17 protein-coding genes are annotated in these 16,936 nt (G+C 51.3%); 5 read left to right on the top strand and 12 right to left on the bottom strand.

From position 1 onward, the window contains the following. The 5 genes from GJJ30_RS15835 to GJJ30_RS15815 form a co-directional block, all read right to left on the bottom strand. Positions 1-204, bottom strand: a complete 204-nt coding sequence (locus GJJ30_RS15835) for a hypothetical protein (protein ID WP_154176136.1) — start codon at positions 202-204, stop codon at positions 1-3. A 121-nt stretch (positions 205-325) separates the two neighbouring features. Then, positions 326-2,059 (bottom strand): glutamine--tRNA ligase/YqeY domain fusion protein, encoded by a 1,734-nt coding sequence (locus GJJ30_RS15830; protein ID WP_154176135.1) that lies wholly within the window; start codon positions 2,057-2,059, stop codon positions 326-328. A gap of 64 nt (positions 2,060-2,123) precedes the next feature. Further along, positions 2,124-2,720, bottom strand: coding sequence for a bifunctional nuclease family protein (locus GJJ30_RS15825; protein WP_124870547.1), 597 nt, complete (start codon positions 2,718-2,720; stop codon positions 2,124-2,126). A 112-nt stretch (positions 2,721-2,832) separates the two neighbouring features. Next, positions 2,833-3,795, bottom strand: coding sequence for an electron transfer flavoprotein subunit alpha/FixB family protein (locus tag GJJ30_RS15820; protein WP_154176134.1), 963 nt, complete (start codon positions 3,793-3,795; stop codon positions 2,833-2,835). Between the two features lie 211 nt (positions 3,796-4,006). Next, positions 4,007-4,744 (bottom strand): electron transfer flavoprotein subunit beta/FixA family protein, encoded by a 738-nt coding sequence (locus GJJ30_RS15815; protein ID WP_154176133.1) that lies wholly within the window; start codon positions 4,742-4,744, stop codon positions 4,007-4,009. A 233-nt stretch (positions 4,745-4,977) separates the two neighbouring features. Between GJJ30_RS15815 and GJJ30_RS15810 the strand changes: the two genes are divergently transcribed. Both GJJ30_RS15810 and GJJ30_RS15805 read left to right on the top strand, forming a co-directional pair. Next, positions 4,978-5,307, top strand: a complete 330-nt coding sequence (locus GJJ30_RS15810; RefSeq protein WP_154176132.1) for a tetratricopeptide repeat protein — start codon at positions 4,978-4,980, stop codon at positions 5,305-5,307. Between the two features lie 64 nt (positions 5,308-5,371). Beyond that, positions 5,372-6,217: a sugar phosphate isomerase/epimerase family protein gene (locus tag GJJ30_RS15805; protein ID WP_154176131.1), complete on the top strand. Its 846-nt coding sequence runs from the start codon at positions 5,372-5,374 to the stop codon at positions 6,215-6,217. 58 nt (positions 6,218-6,275) lie between these two features. Here the strand turns inward: GJJ30_RS15805 and GJJ30_RS15800 are convergent, their stop codons facing one another. After that, positions 6,276-7,394, bottom strand: coding sequence for an oxidoreductase (locus GJJ30_RS15800; RefSeq protein ID WP_154176130.1), 1,119 nt, complete (start codon positions 7,392-7,394; stop codon positions 6,276-6,278). Between the two features lie 85 nt (positions 7,395-7,479). Continuing rightward, complete coding sequence (locus tag GJJ30_RS15795) at positions 7,480-8,058, bottom strand: Crp/Fnr family transcriptional regulator (protein ID WP_154176129.1); 579 nt, start codon at positions 8,056-8,058, stop codon at positions 7,480-7,482. Between the two features lie 162 nt (positions 8,059-8,220). On the opposite strand from GJJ30_RS15795, the gene glgP reads away from it, so the two are divergent. Next, entirely contained in the window at positions 8,221-9,879 is a 1,659-nt protein-coding gene (gene glgP, locus GJJ30_RS15790; RefSeq protein WP_154176128.1) for an alpha-glucan family phosphorylase, read from the top strand. 131 nt (positions 9,880-10,010) lie between these two features. On the opposite strand, the gene GJJ30_RS15785 is transcribed toward glgP, so the two are convergent. The 3 genes from GJJ30_RS15785 to GJJ30_RS15775 form a co-directional block, all read right to left on the bottom strand. Then, complete coding sequence (locus GJJ30_RS15785) at positions 10,011-10,733, bottom strand: hypothetical protein (protein ID WP_154176127.1); 723 nt, start codon at positions 10,731-10,733, stop codon at positions 10,011-10,013. A 24-nt stretch (positions 10,734-10,757) separates the two neighbouring features. Next, a complete protein-coding gene (locus GJJ30_RS15780) occupies positions 10,758-11,234 on the bottom strand; it encodes a Uma2 family endonuclease (protein ID WP_154176126.1) in 477 nt (158 codons plus the stop codon). Positions 11,235-11,415: 181 nt separating this feature from the next. Further along, on the bottom strand, positions 11,416-12,657 hold the full coding sequence (locus GJJ30_RS15775; RefSeq protein ID WP_154176125.1) for a BaiN/RdsA family NAD(P)/FAD-dependent oxidoreductase: 1,242 nt from the start codon (positions 12,655-12,657) through the stop codon (positions 11,416-11,418). 108 nt (positions 12,658-12,765) lie between these two features. On the opposite strand from GJJ30_RS15775, the gene GJJ30_RS15770 reads away from it, so the two are divergent. Further along, positions 12,766-13,836 carry a DNA/RNA non-specific endonuclease gene (locus GJJ30_RS15770; RefSeq protein ID WP_154176124.1) on the top strand — a complete coding sequence of 357 codons (1,071 nt, stop codon included), beginning with the start codon at positions 12,766-12,768 and terminating at the stop codon, positions 13,834-13,836. A 132-nt stretch (positions 13,837-13,968) separates the two neighbouring features. Beyond that, a complete protein-coding gene (locus GJJ30_RS15765; protein ID WP_154176123.1) occupies positions 13,969-14,460 on the top strand; it encodes a helix-turn-helix transcriptional regulator in 492 nt (163 codons plus the stop codon). Between the two features lie 146 nt (positions 14,461-14,606). Here GJJ30_RS15765 and GJJ30_RS15760 read toward each other — a convergent pair whose 3' ends face one another. After that, positions 14,607-15,860: an alpha/beta hydrolase family protein gene (locus tag GJJ30_RS15760; protein ID WP_154176122.1), complete on the bottom strand. Its 1,254-nt coding sequence runs from the start codon at positions 15,858-15,860 to the stop codon at positions 14,607-14,609. A 114-nt stretch (positions 15,861-15,974) separates the two neighbouring features. After that, a complete protein-coding gene (locus tag GJJ30_RS15755; RefSeq protein WP_154176121.1) occupies positions 15,975-16,928 on the bottom strand; it encodes a hypothetical protein in 954 nt (317 codons plus the stop codon). Between the last annotated feature and the right edge of the window lie 8 nt (positions 16,929-16,936).

The raw sequence follows: 16,936 nt of genomic DNA, 5'->3' as shown, positions 1-16,936 counted from the left end.
TTATTTCAGATTTGAATAACCGTATTCCTTGCGTAGAATTTCTTTAAGAATCGTTTCCTCTTCATCGTCCAGTCCGGCAACGGTCAGGCGGGAGGCATCCGGTTCGACGGTAATCGCGTGCTGTTTGTCTTTATTTAAAAAAGGCATCCGTTTAGCGATGACTTCGGTTGCGTCCTGCTGCAGTTTTTCCTGTTGGGGAGTCATATGTATGGGGTTTAGCGGTATAGGGTTTTCTGTTTACGGTGGTTAACACATACTTGCTGGCGCAAGATCAATGCCGTTAAAGGTGCCGTTGACAGAAAACCGTATACCGAATACCGTAGAATTACGATTTGCGCTGTTCTTTCGCCCAGGTGTCTTTCAGGGTTACCGTCCGGTTAAAAACCAGTTTTTCGGGCGACGAATCATCGTCGATACAGAAATATCCCTTGCGAATGAATTGAAAACGATCACCGGCCTGGGCGGTTTTCAGGCCCGGTTCCACGAAAGCCTGTACGGTTTCCAGCGATTTTGGATTGATAAAATCTTTAAAATCACCTTCTTCCGAGGACGGATCTTCAACTGTCAGCAAACGGTCGTACAATCGGACTTCCGCCGGAACCGCATGGGCCACCGACACCCAGTGAATCGTACCTTTTACATTGATTCCCGACGTATCCGAACCACTCCGGCTTTCGGGAATGTAAACGCACCGCAGTTCAATGACTTCGCCTTCCTCATTTTTGACGACTTCCTCACACTTGATGATGTAGGCACCTTTCAGCCGAACCATGCCGCCGGGGAATAAGCGGAAGTATTTCTTGGGCGGATTTTCCATAAAATCGTCCCGCTCAATGTATAATTCCCTTGAAAAAGGAACATTGCGGTGACCACTTGCGGGATCTTCCGGATTGTTTTCAATTGCTACTTCATCGACCTGACCTTCGGGATAATTGGTCAAAACCACCTTGATCGGTTTTTCGTCGACCACCGCCATCACCCGCGTTGTGGTTTTGTTCAGCTCTTCGCGAATGCAGAATTCGAGCAATCCCACATCAATTAAGTTGTCGCGCCGGGCAATGCCGATGCGGTCGGCAAACTCACGAATACTGGCCGACGTATAACCACGACGGCGCAATCCGGCAATCGTCGGCATGCGCGGATCATCCCAGCCACGGACGTGGCCTTCGTTGACCAGTTGCAATAGTTTCCGTTTGCTCATGACGGTATACGTCAGGTTCAAACGGGCAAATTCGATTTGCCGGGACGGAAAAATAGCGAGCTTGTCGATATACCAGTCGTAAACCGGTCGGTGAACTTCAAATTCCAGCGTGCACAGCGAATGCGTGATCTGTTCGATGGAATCCGACTGCCCGTGCGCGAAATCGTACATCGGATAAATACACCACTTGTCGCCTGTGCGGTGGTGGTGAATGTGTCGGATCCGGTACATGATCGGATCACGGAAGTGCATGTTCGGCGACGCCATGTCGATTTTCGCCCGTAACACTTTGGCACTATCCGGAAACTCGCCCGCTTTCATCCGCCGGAACAAGTCCAGGTTTTCCTCGACGGACCTCGTGCGGTATTGGCTTTCCTTACCGGGTTCAGTGGGCGTACCTTTTTCCGAAGCGATCACCTCCGCCGTCGAGTCGTCAACGTACGCGTAGCCTTTCTGAATCAGATTTTCGGCAAAAGTGTAGAGCTGATCGAAGTAATCGGACGCGTAAAATTCATTCTCCCACTCAAAACCGAGCCAGCGAACGTCAGCTTTAATCGAATCAACGTATTCGGTATCTTCAGTAACGGGGTTTGTATCGTCGAAACGGAGGTTGGTTTTTCCGCCGTATTTATCCGCCAAGCCAAAATTCAGGCAAATGGATTTGGCGTGACCAATGTGTAAATAGCCGTTGGGTTCGGGCGGAAAGCGCGTATGAACGCGTCCTCCGTTTTTGCCATTGGCGATATCCTCTTCAACAATTTGCTCGATGAAATTCAGCGAACGTTCCGCTGGCGCATCGCTCCGGCGTTCCGATTCGTCAGATGTACGAATATGAGTATCTTTGGGTACCTCAGACATACCGCATTATTCAGGTGATGAAAGTACTAAATTAAGGCCTTGGCTCGGCTTTGGCAACGATAGGCTAGTTCCGACGGCTCATTTCGTCCCGAATTTTGGCGGCTTTTTCGTATTCCTCCTTTTTCAGGGCTTCATCCAGCGATTGCTGGAGCTCATCGTACGTCATGTCCTTCAACTGCTCGGTCAGGGACCGCGACGAGCGGGACGTCGTCTGGGGAACGAGTTCTTCCTGTTCCTCGGCCTCATCGGTGGCGCTGGCGGTAATACCGGCTTCGGAAAGAATGGATTCGTAGGTGTAAATCTGAACGTTGAACCGGATTCCGATCGCAATGGCATCGGACGGGCGGGCGTCCACTACGGTTTCGCGCGTACCGTCGGTGCAAACAATGCGGGCAAAGAAAATGCCTTCCCGCAGGTCAGAAATAACGATTTCACGAACCGTAAAGCCGAATTTGTCGGCAAATGATTTGAAGAGGTCGTGGGTCATCGGGCGGTTGGGCACAATCTTCTCGATCTCGATTGCGATGGCCTGCGCTTCAAACATACCGATGATGATCGGCAACCGGCGGTTCCCGTATTCTTCTCCCAAAACCAGTGCAAACGAACCCGACTGCGATTGGCTGGGCGACAAACCTAAGATTTCAAGTCTAATCTTCTCCACGACGCAAAGTTAATAGAGTTTGGGAGTTTAGCGGTTTGCAGGTTTAGGAGTTTTTCGTCTGAAACTAAAAAAAACCAAAAACCGCCAACCACAAAACGCCCAAACACGAGTGTTAAAGTTCTTTTACCGCTTTCGTCAGCCGGGGCAGGACGTCGAACACGTCACCAACAATCCCATAGTCCGCCGATTTGAAAAACGGTGCTTCCGCATCTTTGTTGATAACTACAATGACCTTCGATGAGTTCACGCCCGCCAGGTGCTGAATCGCGCCGGAAATGCCGCAGGCAATGTAAAGATTCGGGCTGATTTTGATGCCCGTTTGGCCGACGTGTTCGTGGTGAGGCCGCCAGTCGAGGTCCGAAACCGGTTTGGAACAGGCCGTAGCTGCGTGCAGCGCCTTCGCCAGATCTTCCACAATGCCCCAGTTTTCCGGACCTTTGAGTCCCCGGCCCGCCGAAACGACCAGATCGGCTTCGGGCAGCAAAATGTCGCCGGTTGCTTTTTCGACATTGGTTACTTTAACTACAAAATCGGTATCATTCAAAACCGGACTGAAGGCTTCGACGGGAGCTGTTGCATCGGTTTCTTCGGGTGTAATCGTATTTTTTTTGATCGCCAGAATTTTTTTCTCCGCCGTCAATTCCGTAATCGCGAAAGCTTTTCCGGTGAAAATACTGCGTTTGACCCGAAAACCGCCCGACAAATCCGGCAATTCGATCACATTAGCGGCCAAACCGGCTTTCAGTTTCCCGGCCAGCCGAGCGGCCATCGAATCGGCCAGCGACGATTTTGCCAGCACAATGATATTAGCGCCTTCCTGATTGGCGGCTTCGGCCACGACGCTGGCGTAGGCCAGGGCATTGCCTTCGTTCAGCCGGGCGTCGCTGGCGTGAAGCACTTCCGTCGCCCCAAACCGGCCGGCTTTGGCCAATTCGTCGGTGCTGCCTTCGCCCAGTACGAGGGCGGTGGCTGTGGTGCCGGTTTGTTCGGCGACTTTTGAACCGTAATAGATCGCTTCAAGCGACGATTTCTTGATCGCTCCTTCTTCTAATTCCGCAAATATTAAGACTGACATTTTAGAGTGGATTTATTGACTGTCTAAACTTTAAATTTCCCTTCTTTCGCGTTGCCCCCAACCCCCTAAAGGGGGCTTTAATCGGTGTACTAAAGCCCCCTTTAGGGGGTTGGGGGCAATATAGAAAGCATGATTTACTATTTTTGGACAATCTCTTAAAGGTTTGGAAAAGAGTTATTTCGCGGAGTTTGGCGAAACAACTCCCTTAAACTTATATCACTTTCGCTTCCGTACGCAGCAACCTGATCAGCGTTTCGGCCTCCTCCGCGGGGATCATTTTGCAGGCTCCACGGGCGGGGGGGAGTTCGTAGCTGGAAATCTGGGTAAGTGTGTCTTTTCCGGCCGGTTCAACGACGGTCAGCTTCTTGGTGCGGGCCGTCATGATGCCACGCATGTTCGGAATTTTCCATTCGGCGATCGGTTCCTGGCAACCCAGCACCAGCGGCAAACCGGCCTCCAGATCCTCGTGGCCGCCTTCGATTTCCCGTGTGATTTTCGCCGTTGAGCCTTCGATGTCCAGTTTCATAACCGGAGAAATCGACGGAATGCCGAGCATTTCGCCCACAATGCCGTGTACCTGCCCGCCGTTGTAATCGATGGATTCGCGGCCCATCAGGATCAGATCGTAGCTGTTTTCTCTGGCGACGGCAGCAATCTGTTCGGCCACAAAATAGGCGTCGGTTGGCTCGGCATTCACCCGGATGGCGTCGTCGGCCCCAATCGCGAGGCATTTGCGAATAACCGGTTCGGCATCGGCTTCCCCGACGTTCAGAACCGTTACCGTGCCACCCTGTTGTTCCTTCAGTTCCACCGCCCGAGAAAGGGCGTAGTCGTCGTAAGGACCGGTGATGAATTGCACTCCCGCTTTATTGAGTTTGGTATTATTGTCCGTGAGCGTAATTTTGGTGATGGTGTCCGGCACACTGGTGACACACACTAAAATCTTCATGTTGTCCGTGGTTTAGATGTGATGCTGGCAAAAATACAAACTTGCCGGGAATAAAACGTATGCTTGCATACTATTTTTGGCTATTGGTTTACGGTTTTCAGTTTTCGGCATTCGGTGTGATTATCTGCCAGAACTGACGCATTACGCGTTCGGTATTCGGTATTCAATATTCGATATTTTAGAAAGCGTATGCCTCCGAAAACTGAAAACCGCAAACCGTAAACGAAACCTGAATGAACAATAACCGCATTCAACTGCTGCGGCAGTTTATTGAAGAACAACCCGATGATCCGTTCAATGTTTACGCGCTGGCGATGGAATACCGGAATGAACAACCCGCGGAGAGCTGGAAATGCCTGAAAAAGCTGCTGGACGAACATCCAACGTACCTGCCGACGTATTATCAGGCGGCTGACCTTTGCACCGAGCTGAATAACCGCTCCGAAGCGGAAGCTATTTACCAACGGGGCATAGAGCTGGCCAGGGAACAGAAAAACGAGAAGGCTTTGCTGGAACTGAACCGGGCGTACCGGGCCTTTCAGGACGATGATGACGAATGGTGAAGCCGGATGTGAACAGTAGGCCATGCGGTTTCCGGCCTTTTTGCGATAAACCTCATTAACGATCATGAAAAAATACGTTCTGTTGACATCGGTTGCCTTTCTGCTGACTGTGACGACATTCGGTCAGCGGTTTAGTAAAACGTTGAAAGACACGCCCGGCATGGTATCGTATACCATGCGGAATGAATTCGCCAAAGACATGCCCGGAACGCTCGACAAAATCAAGGCGATGGGCATTACCAACATCGAATTTTCCAGTCTTTTCGGTAAAACTGCCGCTGAAATTCGCAGCGAGCTCGACAAACGCGGCATGGTCTGCACCAGCCACGGCGTTGGGTATGACGACCTGATGAAAAAGATGGACATGGTGATTGCCAATGCCAAAACACTGGGTGCCAAATACGTCCGGCTCGCCTGGATTCCGCATCAGGGGAAATTTACGCTGGAAGCTGCCCAAAAAACAGTCGAGGAGTTTAATATGATTGGCAAACAGCTGAAAGACAAAGGGTTGATGTTTGTTTATCACAACCACGGGTTCGAGTTTGAACCGTACGAAAATGGTACGCTGTTCGATTACATTGTTCAGAAAACCAACCCGGATGATGTGAGCTTTGAAATGGATGTGCTGTGGGTGTACTTTCCCGGTCAGGACCCCGCCAAACTGCTCGAAAAATACCCGAAACGCTTCAAGCTGATGCACATGAAAGACCTCAAAAAAGGTGTTCAGGGGAATATGTCGGGCGGCACTCCTCCCGAAAATGACGTGGCTCTGGGATCGGGACAAATCAATCTGGCGGCCGTTCTGAAAGCCGCTAAAAAATCATCGATCGAGTATTTCTATATCGAAGACGAAAGCCCATCGGCGCAGCAGCAGGTGCCGCAGAGCATGGCTTATCTGAAGTCGATTTAATTCTGCTAACAGGAACGCGTATTTGACGGATTTACGGATTTTTATCCGTGTAAATCCGTCAAATCTGTTCAATCCGCGTTCCCATCCACTTCCGCGTGTTTGCCAGCGAAACCGTGGGCTTGATCATTCCAGATTCAAACGGCAGCAGCGGTTCTTTCCGAAAAACCTTCTGCGGAAAATCCGGGTTGGCAATGGCGTAACGACCAATTGCCAGTAAATCACCCAATTCCTCTGCAAGAATCCGCTCTGCCAGATTCAGCTCGTGCAAACCGCCGTTCGCGATAACGGGGCAATCCAGCAGCTGACGGGCAATCCCGGTCGACGAACTGCCGTCGGCATAGACGCATTCCCGTTGCCAGCCACCCCCTTCGGCGGCAATGTGCAGGTAATCGGGAGCCGCTTTTTTGACTTCCGCAAAAACCGCCCGGGCCATGTCCGCGCCTTCTTCCCAGCGATAAGCCAGGTTATTCACCTTGCCTTCTGATAACCGTAGGCCAACGATAAAATCATTCGGAACTACTGCCCGGATTTCACGCATCAGTTCAGCGATAAACCGAAACCGGTTTTCCACGGAGCCACCGTACTGATCGGTGCGCTGATTCGTATAAGCGGTCAGAAACTGGTCGGGCAGGTAACCATTGGCGCCGTGAATTTCGATGCCGTCAAAACCGGCATCAACGGCATTTCGGGCCGCTTTAACGTACCCGCTGATCGTCGTTTTAATTTCTTCATTGGTCATTTCTTTTGGAAGGGAAAACGCATCCAGACCTCCGGATGAAGCCGACGGTTTGCCAAGTGGTTGGATGGCCGAAGGAGCAAGGGTGTTGGTTAGAACTTGTGACAAACCGCCCGCGTGCATGAGCTGGCAAATGAAAACCGTCGGGAATTTTTTTACCCGCTTCGTGAGTTGACGCCACCCATTTACCTGTTGATCAGTGGCAATTCCGGGTTGGTTGGGGTTACAGATCGAAGCGATTGAATCGGGGTAAACCCCTTCGGTAATGATTGCAGCAAAACCGCCCCGGGCAAAGGCTTCATAATAATCGGCCATTGCACCGGTCGGAACTCCCTCGGCGGTGGCGCTGACACGAGTCATGGGTGCAACGACAAACCGGTTCGCCAATCGGTGCCGATTTAGAGTAATGGAATCGAAAAAAGAATGTGTATTCGGGTTCATTTTGTGATCGTTTAATGACCACAAATCTCCGTCGCTTTCCTTTTTCAACACTTAAACCAGGTGAAGAAAACCGCTAAAACTAGTTTTAGAAACCGGGCTTTTCCCGTCTCAGCTTACTCAGAAAAACCGGGGTAATGCCCAGGTAGGAGGCAATGTCTTTCAACGGAATCCGCTGAACAAGTTGCGGATTGGCTTTCAGAAATAGCTGGTACCGCTCGCTGGCCGGAACGCTCAGGTTTTTGATCACCCGCTGGGAGGTGGCAATCAGGGCGTTTTGATTCAGGAGTCGAAAAAACGTTTCCAGTTTGGGAACGCGTTGATACAATTGATCGAGCGATGGTTTATCGATCACCAGCAGCGTAACGGGTTCGAGGGCTTCGATGTTGAACGAGGAGGGAGTGCTGTTGATAAAACTGTCCAGATCGCCCGCCCAATGGTCTTCGACCGAAAACCGCAGGATGTGATCAACGCCCTGGTCGTCGGTATGATAGGATTTCAGGCAACCGCTCACCACAAAACTTTCATACCGGCAAACATCGCCCTGTTGGAGCAAAAATTGCCTTTTCTTCAGTCTGCGAACCGTAAAATGAGCGGATGCCAGCGTAAACTCGTCATCCGTCAGAGGGATTTTTTTCTCAATGTGATGGCGCAGGGTAGAAAACATGTTGCCAGAAATGAGGTTCTTTAGTGACGAAACCGACGCAAAGAAACGAATGGTTCCGGGTTGGAATTACTTCAATTCATTATTTTCCTTAAATGGTCCTATCGGGTCTTTTGTTATCTTGCCAGTCAACTACCATCACACATTCAACCGTACTTTACCCGAATGACAAAATCAAATTTGCCGCAGGCGTTCCGCCATCCTTATGAATTTGATCCCCGATTCAAAAAATCCGTTGCTTACTTTTCAATGGAATTTGCGATCGATCAGGCGTTTAAAATCTATTCCGGGGGGCTGGGTTTTCTGGCCGGTTCCCACATGCGCAGCGCGTTTGAACTGAAGCAGAATGTAATCGGAATCGGAATGCTGTGGAAATATGGCTATTACGACCAGACGCGTAAAACCGACAACGCCATGGATGTGCTGTTTCGGGAAAAAATATACGGTTTTCTGGAAGATACCGGCATCAAATTTACAATTGAAGTGCACCACACACCGGTTTGGGTCCGGGCGTATTACCTTGATCCAAAGCACTTTGATACCGTGCCGATGTTTTTTCTGACGACGGATATTGACGAGAATGACTGGCTGGCCCGTTCGATTTCGCTCCGGCTGTACGACAGTATTGCTTCGGCCAAAGTGGCGCAATGCATGATTCTGGGACTGGGTGGTGCCAAACTGCTGGATGAGCTGGGCTATGAACCGGACGTTTACCATTTGAACGAAGCCCATGCGGTTTCGGCGGCTTTTCATTTGTACCAGAAATACGGTAGCGCCGACGCGGTTCGGAAACGGATGGTATTCACGACCCATACGCCCGAAGAAGCCGGGAATGACAAACACGACATTAACCAGCTGAATGTCATGAGTTTTTTTGGTCAGGTGCCGTTGGAGACGGTTCGGGAAATTACGGGTATTGATGACAATGTCTTTAACCACTCGCTGGCGGCTCTGCGACTCAGCCGGAAGGCCAATGGCGTATCCAAACTACACGGTGAAGTGTCGCGGCATATGTGGGGCTCGTACAGCGATATTCCCGAAATTACGCACGTAACGAACGCTCAGAATTTGCGGTACTGGGCTGACAATGAACTCGAAACCGCCCGGAAGAAAGGGGACGGGAGGGCCGTTGCCGCCCGGAAAAAAAGCCTGAAGCAAACCCTGTTCAAAACTGTGGCCGACCAGTGCGGCAAGCTCTTTGACCCAAACGTGCTGACGATTGTCTGGGCGCGCCGGTTTGCGGGTTACAAACGACCGGATTTGCTGGTGCAGAACTCTGAGCGGTTTCAGCAATTGATGAACAACCCGAAATATCCCATCCAGTTTATCTGGGCCGGAAAACCGTATCCGTCCGACGAGGGTGCCACGCACACCTTCAATTCGCTGGTGTATTTGAGCCACCTTCACAAAAACATGGCGGTTTTGACGGGGTATGAACTGGCATTATCGAAACAGTTGAAGGATGGTTCGGATTTGTGGCTGAACACGCCGATTGTTACGCGGGAGGCTTCCGGGACGAGCGGCATGACGGCGGCCATGAATGCAAGCATCAATTTCTCCACCTTCGACGGCTGGGTCTGCGAGTTTGCTGAGCATCAGAAAAATTCATTTATCGTGCCCGTTGCAGCGCCCGGTTTGTCGTCCGAAGAGCGGGATGCATCCGATCGAACGCATTTTTTCGACCAGCTGGAAAATGTAATCCTGCCGCTTTACTACGAAAAACCGGACGAGTGGAATGCGTTGACGCTGCAAAGTATGAACGACGTCAACGGCTTTTTCAACTCCAACCGCATGGCGACGGAATATTACGAAAAGATGTATTGAAGAGTAAGGCTTGTTGAGAAACCCTGACAGCGGTCGAAGACCCTGTCAGCGGTTGAAAAATGTACTGAGCAATTAAAATTTGTTGAGAACAAGGTTTGCCGCTGACAGGGTCTGCGACCGCTGTCAGGGCTTTAAAGCGGCAATGTCGGCTGGAAGTCGTGATAAATGTTGGTCAGTCCGCCCAATTTGGCGCGTCCCTGCCAGTCATAATCAAGCTGATCGAGGCCCAGCATGGCAATGTCTTCCAGCGTGGCCACGCGTTTGTCCGGTTTCAGCGTGCCCCCGAACTCGCCGGGCCGGGCCGACGGATTCCACTGGTATTCAGGATCGACGAGGGTGCCGCGCGGATACATGATACCCGGTTGGCCTTTCCCGATCAGGTTAAGATTCAGGGGATGGCCGTCGGGCGTACCGGGAACCAGGCCCCAGCCGTGCCCGATTTCGTGGGCTTCAGTTGTCGAACCATCGAAACCCACGTTGTCGAGCCGGAAAAAACCGGTATTGCTTTTCAGCCCATCCATGTATGAAATCCCGCCCAGTGCATTGTCGGTTGCGGTTTCGACCCGGAAAAACATCTTTTTAAAGTCCCGGTTTTTCTTCAGCAACGGTAGCGGATCGTCGACGAAAGTGCCGATTACGTGAAAGCGAATCAGAAAATCGATATCGTCGAGGGAGAGAATAACCGCCGGTCGATCCCAAACCCGGACTACATTATAGGCAATTCGGTTGGCCAGTTCGTCAGTAGCGACGGAACCATACAGGTACAGTTCGGTAAAAACCGTAATCGTTTGATCCGAATCGTTTTTAAAGACGTTGTGATTTCCCGAAAAGTCCAGAAATTGGGGCGTGGGCATCGATTGCTGACCGAAGAAACGGATTTATTTAAAGATCTCCTGCAACGAAAGCCGGATGTCCATAACCCGATCAATCAACGTGTCCTCCCGACCGGCCTGAAAAGTCTGGTACTGCTCCGGACTGTCAAAAACGTGGATTTGCCGGAAAACCGGATCAACAACCCAGCATGATCGTGTTCCGGCTTTAAAATAATTTTCGGCTTTCTTAATAAACTGCTGGTTATTTTGGGAAGGGGAAATAATTTCAATGGCACAGAGTGGGGGAGTCGTCATTTCGACTTCGTCGTTGAAAGCTTCATAAGAAGTTGGCGGATACAACGCAATATCCGGAACGACTCCGCCCGTCGGCAAATCGACACTGATTTCGGAGAGAATTGTAAACCGGTCGCCCGTCAGTTTTGCAAATGCGATGATCAGGCGACTTTGAATAATGGCGTGGTTTTTACTCGGCATTGGTTTTCCGCGTTCGAGTTCGTATTGAGAGATCGTTGGGGTTTCCATACCGCTGTTTTTTTATCAAAAATAACATTTTTTCCCAGTTGCTTCACTATTTTCCAGAAAGTGGAATCCAATCCATCGCTGGCATTGCAACTCTAATGGATCGATCAATTGGATCAAGCCTGTAAAAGGAATTTGGTTATACAATAATATGATTTTCTACCGGCTTAACGAACGGAATGGCCTAAATGCCGATATTTTTCCCTGCTACGTAGCCCGTCGTCCAGGCATTCTGGAAATTAAAACCGCCCGTGATGCCGTCGACATTCAGCACTTCGCCCGCAAAAAACAGCCCCGGAAACTGCTTGCTTTCCAGCGTTTCAGGCTTGAGCGCGTCGGTTGCGATTCCGCCACAGGTAACGAATTCTTCCTTAAACGTACTTTTGCCGGAAACCGCAAATGTATTGTTGGTCAGCAGGTTAATCAACCGGTTTTGGGCTTTGCCGGCCAATTCGGCCCATCGCTCCGTTGGCGAAATACCGGCTTCCGTTGCCAGTGCCGACCACAGCCGTCCCGGCAGTCCAAACAGCGATTGCGTCGCTACCTGTTTTTTGGGATGCTGTTGCCGGTAACTTTGCATCTGCTCCCGCACCTGGTTTTCGTTCAGGGCCGCCAGCCAGTTGATGCGGATTTCGTGGGTGTAATTCAATTCCGCCAGCTCGCGTGCAGCCCAGGCCGACAGGCGTAAAACCGCCGGGCCGCTGAATCCCCAGTGGGTGATCAAAACCGGTCCGCGTTGTTCCTGCTTCGTGCCGGAAACCCGAATGATGGCGTCCGGCACGGAAACGCCCGCCAGCGACAGCAGCGGATTGTTGGGGGTATTGAACGTAAACAACGACGGCACCGGCGAAATCAGTTGTTTGGGCGCTTGATCGGCTTCGTCCAATCCCGGAATCCAGCCGTAGGAAGCCGGTTGCGGATAACCGCCAACCGCAATCAAAACCCGGTCGACGAGCCAGTTTTCGCCGGAAAGCGTTTCAATTTCCCAACGCCCATCCGAAGGAATCAGTGATTTGACCCCGCAGCTCGTCCGGATTTGAACGTTCAGCCGACGCGCTTCCTGCAGTAAACACGAAATGATCGTTTCGGATAAATCGGTAACCGGAAACATCCGTCCGTCGGCTTCGGCTTTCAGGCGGATGCCCCGGCTTTCAAACCAGTTGACGGTGGAAGCCGCATCGAATTGTTTGAGTAAGGGACGCAAAAAGGATTCGCCACGCGGGTAGTTTTTGATCAGTTTGCGATTGTCGAAACACGAATGCGTTACGTTGCAGCGACCACCTCCCGAAATCCGGACTTTGTTCAGGACGGTTTTGCTTTTTTCAAGTAACGTAATTTCGGCGTTCGGGAACGTTTCGGCGGCAGTGATGGCTCCAAAAAAACCGGCAGCTCCCCCACCGATAACGACAATTTTAAATGACGGCATGCAGAATCAAACTTTAAGGGCAACAACTGACAAAATTAATAACCGTATTTGTGTATTCGGTAACAATTATCGAATGCCAACTTTGGAATGTATTCGTAACTTAGCACCATGTTTTTTCGTTCGCCAAATACCCCTGAGCATGTTCATCGGAGTGGATTCCGGTTGCGCAGCAATACGCTGATTCTTCTCCTCATTTTCTTCCTGATCGGCCTTTTCCTGCATTATGGCGGGCGAACGGAACCGGTTGTGGCTTTCTGGAATGATATCAAAAGCCTGGTGGGGATCAAATCGTCGTCGAAAGAAACCGCGAAGGAAAATCCCTACAAAGCTCCCGAACCGACGCAGGAAGTAGCCGCCGACAACACGGACACGGAAGCGAGCGACGACCGGTCGATGCTGGAAAAAGCCAAATCGGAGGGCCGGGAAAACCGCTCGGTTCCGAAAGCCAATAGTACAAAAAAGCTGTTCGATTTTGAAAAACTGGTCGATTTTACGCTGCCGACCGTTCAACCAACCGACGAAATCATTCGTCACGACGGCTACACCCTGCGGTATCGCGAAGAATACGAACAGGCCGACTGGGTTTCGTACCCCTTGCTGGAAAACGAAATTCTGGGCGATGCCGAACGCAAAAATGAGCAGTTTCAGCCCGATCCGTCAGTTGAAACCGGTTCCGCTTTGTCGTCGGATTACTCCCGTTCCGGCTACGATCGCGGGCATCTGGCCCCGGCGGGCGACTTCAAGTTTTCGAAAGAAATGATGAAGCAGACGTTTTACATGAGCAACATCAGCCCGCAGGTGCCGGATTTTAATCGGGGAATCTGGAAAAAACTGGAAGAACAGGTGCGGGTCTGGGCGTTGCGCGATCAGGGAATTTACGTCGTTACCGGCCCGGTTTTGCGACCCGGTTTACCGACCATTGGCAAGAAAAATCAGATTGCCGTTCCCGAATATTATTACAAAGTGCTGTTGTATTGCAACAATCCGGATATTCGAATGATCGCTTTTCTGTTGAAAAACGAGGAATCCGACGGCTCACTGAAGCAGTTTGTCGTGACGGTGGATGAGGTAGAAAGACAAACCGGAATCGACTTCTTCCCCAAAATTCCCGACAAACTGGAGCAGCAACTGGAAAGCGCCCGACCGTCTCAGATGATCGCCAACTGGTTCGGATTCTGATGTCGGTTGAGAAGGCCAAAATGCCATTTCAAGTACCGAATCCCGCACTTTGTGACCTTCAAGGTTTCCGTGGGCTGAAAAGTTGAATTACTTGTCATCGATTTAAGTAATTCACTACGTCCCGTAAACAACATGTATCCGCAATCGACACCCTTTAACTCATTAAAAACCATTCTGAACAGTGCCCTGAACGGCAACAGAGACCATGTTGAAGCCGTTTGTCAACGGATGGGCATCAACCCGACCGAAGTCTTCGATTACGTTTGTCAGGCAATGGAATACGGAGCGGGTTATCGGCAGACGCAACCGGTGGCCGAGCAGGCCCGCGCCATTGTTCTCCGCCGACTGGATCACCAGCAAACCGCTCAGATCGAAGATGTGGCCGATGAATTGGGGTTATCGGTGCGGTCGCTGCAACGCCGTTTACAGGCCGAGGATGTCAATTTTCGGGAAATAATCGATTACGCCCGCCGGGATATCGCCCTGCGGTTGATCCGCACCACGCAACACAATATCAACGAAATCGCCTGTGTCATGGGATATGACGAACCGAGTTCGTTCCGCCGGGCCTTCAAAAAATGGACCGGTCATAATCCCAAGGCGTATCAACTGTCGGCTTGTTAGGAGAATGGTGTGCGGTTTTCGGTTTTCTGTAAACGCTGGCAGGAATGAGAATAAGGGATTTAATGGCAAATATTGAAAAGTGAATAACGAATATCGAATACTGAATAACGAATATGGAACACTGAAAACCGTGTTCAGAAAACTGGCTATTGCTTGAAAAACGTATCCGCGAATCGCAGGAATTGGGACCAGTCGTACCATAAAACGTCGTGGTCCCCAGGGCGGATGTGGTAACCGATTCGGCCCTGAACCGATTGATTCAGTGGTGGTTGTGTGGTTGCTGGTAAACCGTTCGTTCCTAAAAACCGGTAAACGGCATCAGCCGCCTGGGCGCTGGCAAACTCACCTGAAGGATCGGAACCCTTGTCGTTTTCGGCGCTGGCAACGTAAACCGGTCGGGGCGCAATCAGCGAAATAACCTCGTGCTGATCGAAAGGCAGCAGCGAGTCCTGATCCATGTATTTCTGAAAATTTCCGCAAAACCAGTGCGGAAAAACCGTGTTCAGCCGCCGGATGTTTTCGCCCCGGCCCCGACGAAACAGTTTGGCACCGCCCGCGCCCGATTCGTTGCTGATGACCATCGCAAAACGCGGATCGGTCGCGCCCCCCCACAAAGCCGCTTTCCCCAACCGCGACCAGCCGAAAACCGCCACCCGTTTGGCGTCGATGGCGGAGTCGGTTTGTAAATAATCCATGATTCGGCTCAAACCCCACGCCCAGGCCGCCACCGTCCCGAAATTGTCACCGCGATTTTGAAATTCGGGATACAGCGGATGAACGCCCGTTGTAAAACCGGTTTTCGGATTATCGGACGCAATGTCTTCGCGGTAGGCCGTCACCAGCGCATAACCCCGTTTCAAAAGACTATCGACCGGCCACTGACGGGCGTTGATGCCCCGGCAGGCTTCGGTCGAGCGGTGATCGGCTACGCAGGACACATCGATGTACGGATTTCCGCGACCCGACTCCATCCAGCTCGTGGAAATCCGTATACCGGGATCGGGATTGATGGCGTGATTTCCCCAGAAATTCAGGCCCAGGATAGCCGGAACCGGTTTTTGGACCTGATTCGGCAGGTAAATCAACACGTCGATGCGCGGCCCGCTCTCCAGTCCGTTCAGAAAAATGGCGATCTGTTTGCGGGTCGCTTTTCCGCCCAGCGCCTTCGGATCGGTGTCAAAAACGGAAAACGTCATTTTCGGCGGTTTGCCGGGTGCGTGGCCGTACATTTCGTTCGCAAACCACTCCAGCAACTCCCCACGGCGTTCGGTCTGCCATTGCCTGGCGGTTTTGACCGGTTTGCCATTTTTAAAAATAAGCGGATTGGGCAAGGAAGGCGATTGGGCCCGAAGACTGATGACGTTGAGCAGAATCAGGAAGCTGGAAAAGGCCGTTTTCATTGCGCAAAGTTGCTGGAATTTCTGACGGATGGTGAATAAATCGGCCGAAAACAGAAAATCCTGCCGACAAAGCCAGCAGAATTTCGATACCTAACCTGAAAAATATGCAAAAGTTTACTTTTGGGAATCCAGATCCTTCACCCAGTTTTGGGCAAAGGTTCGCGCGGCCTGAACCGGTTCTTTGCCCATGCGGAACAGCAGTTTCCAGTTATCGGGTTTGTTGCGGTATTCCGGATTCACGAATTCCATTTTAGAGCCGCGTTTCGTCAGTTGTGCGTCAAAATCGACGCTACCGGCCAGGGCAATAAAGTCGTTCAGCCGCTGCTTCAGCGCGGTGTTTAAACCGGGAGCGGTTTTATATTCGGCCAGCCGTTTCTGATAGTCGGCCGCCTGTGCCTTCTGCTCTGCCAGTTCGCCCTCCACATTCCCCCGGTTTTGCGCCATTTGCTTCTGGAGCGATTTGTTCGAGTAGGCAACATATTGCTTCTTGAACTCGTCCGGTTTGGTTTTGGAGAGCGCCTGTAACCGTTTCAATTCCGTTAATTCCTGCGTTTTGGCGGTTTTTTCTTGTCCTTCAGCATTCGAAGCTTCCTGCTGTACCATCTGAATCTGGCTTTGAATCATCATGGCCAGCGTAGCAGGCGGCATCTGGCTGAAGGCATTTTGAACCATCGCAGCCTGCTGGTTATAAGCCGCCTGAACGTCATTCATCGAGGTGTTTTGCGCCTGGGCCGCATTGCGGGTTTGGTCGTCACTGACCCCGTATTTGTTCTTCAGCCAGTTCTGATACCGGTTTTTAAAATCGGCGGAACTAACATATGACCGCACCACCGCGCCCATCGCCTGAACGGCGGCCACGCGCGAACCGTCCGGAATGTTCTTCGCCAGTTGCCGAACCTTCTGGGAATAAGTGGCGGTGAGGTGGTCCGAGGTAACGTTGGTGAATGCAGTTTGCTGAACCTGCTCGGTGGTCAGGGCGAGGTCGGCCACAATGTCGGCGGGCCGGGCGGCTATCCACCACCCACCGGCGACCACGGTGAACGCTACTACAAAAAAGTTCTTTTTCATTGCCGGAT

Source organism: Larkinella terrae, from assembly GCF_009668025.1.
Lineage (GTDB): Bacteria > Bacteroidota > Bacteroidia > Cytophagales > Spirosomataceae > Larkinella > Larkinella terrae.
The sequence above is the reverse complement of the archived record's forward strand: the minus strand, read 5'-3'. Positions and strand labels throughout refer to the sequence as shown.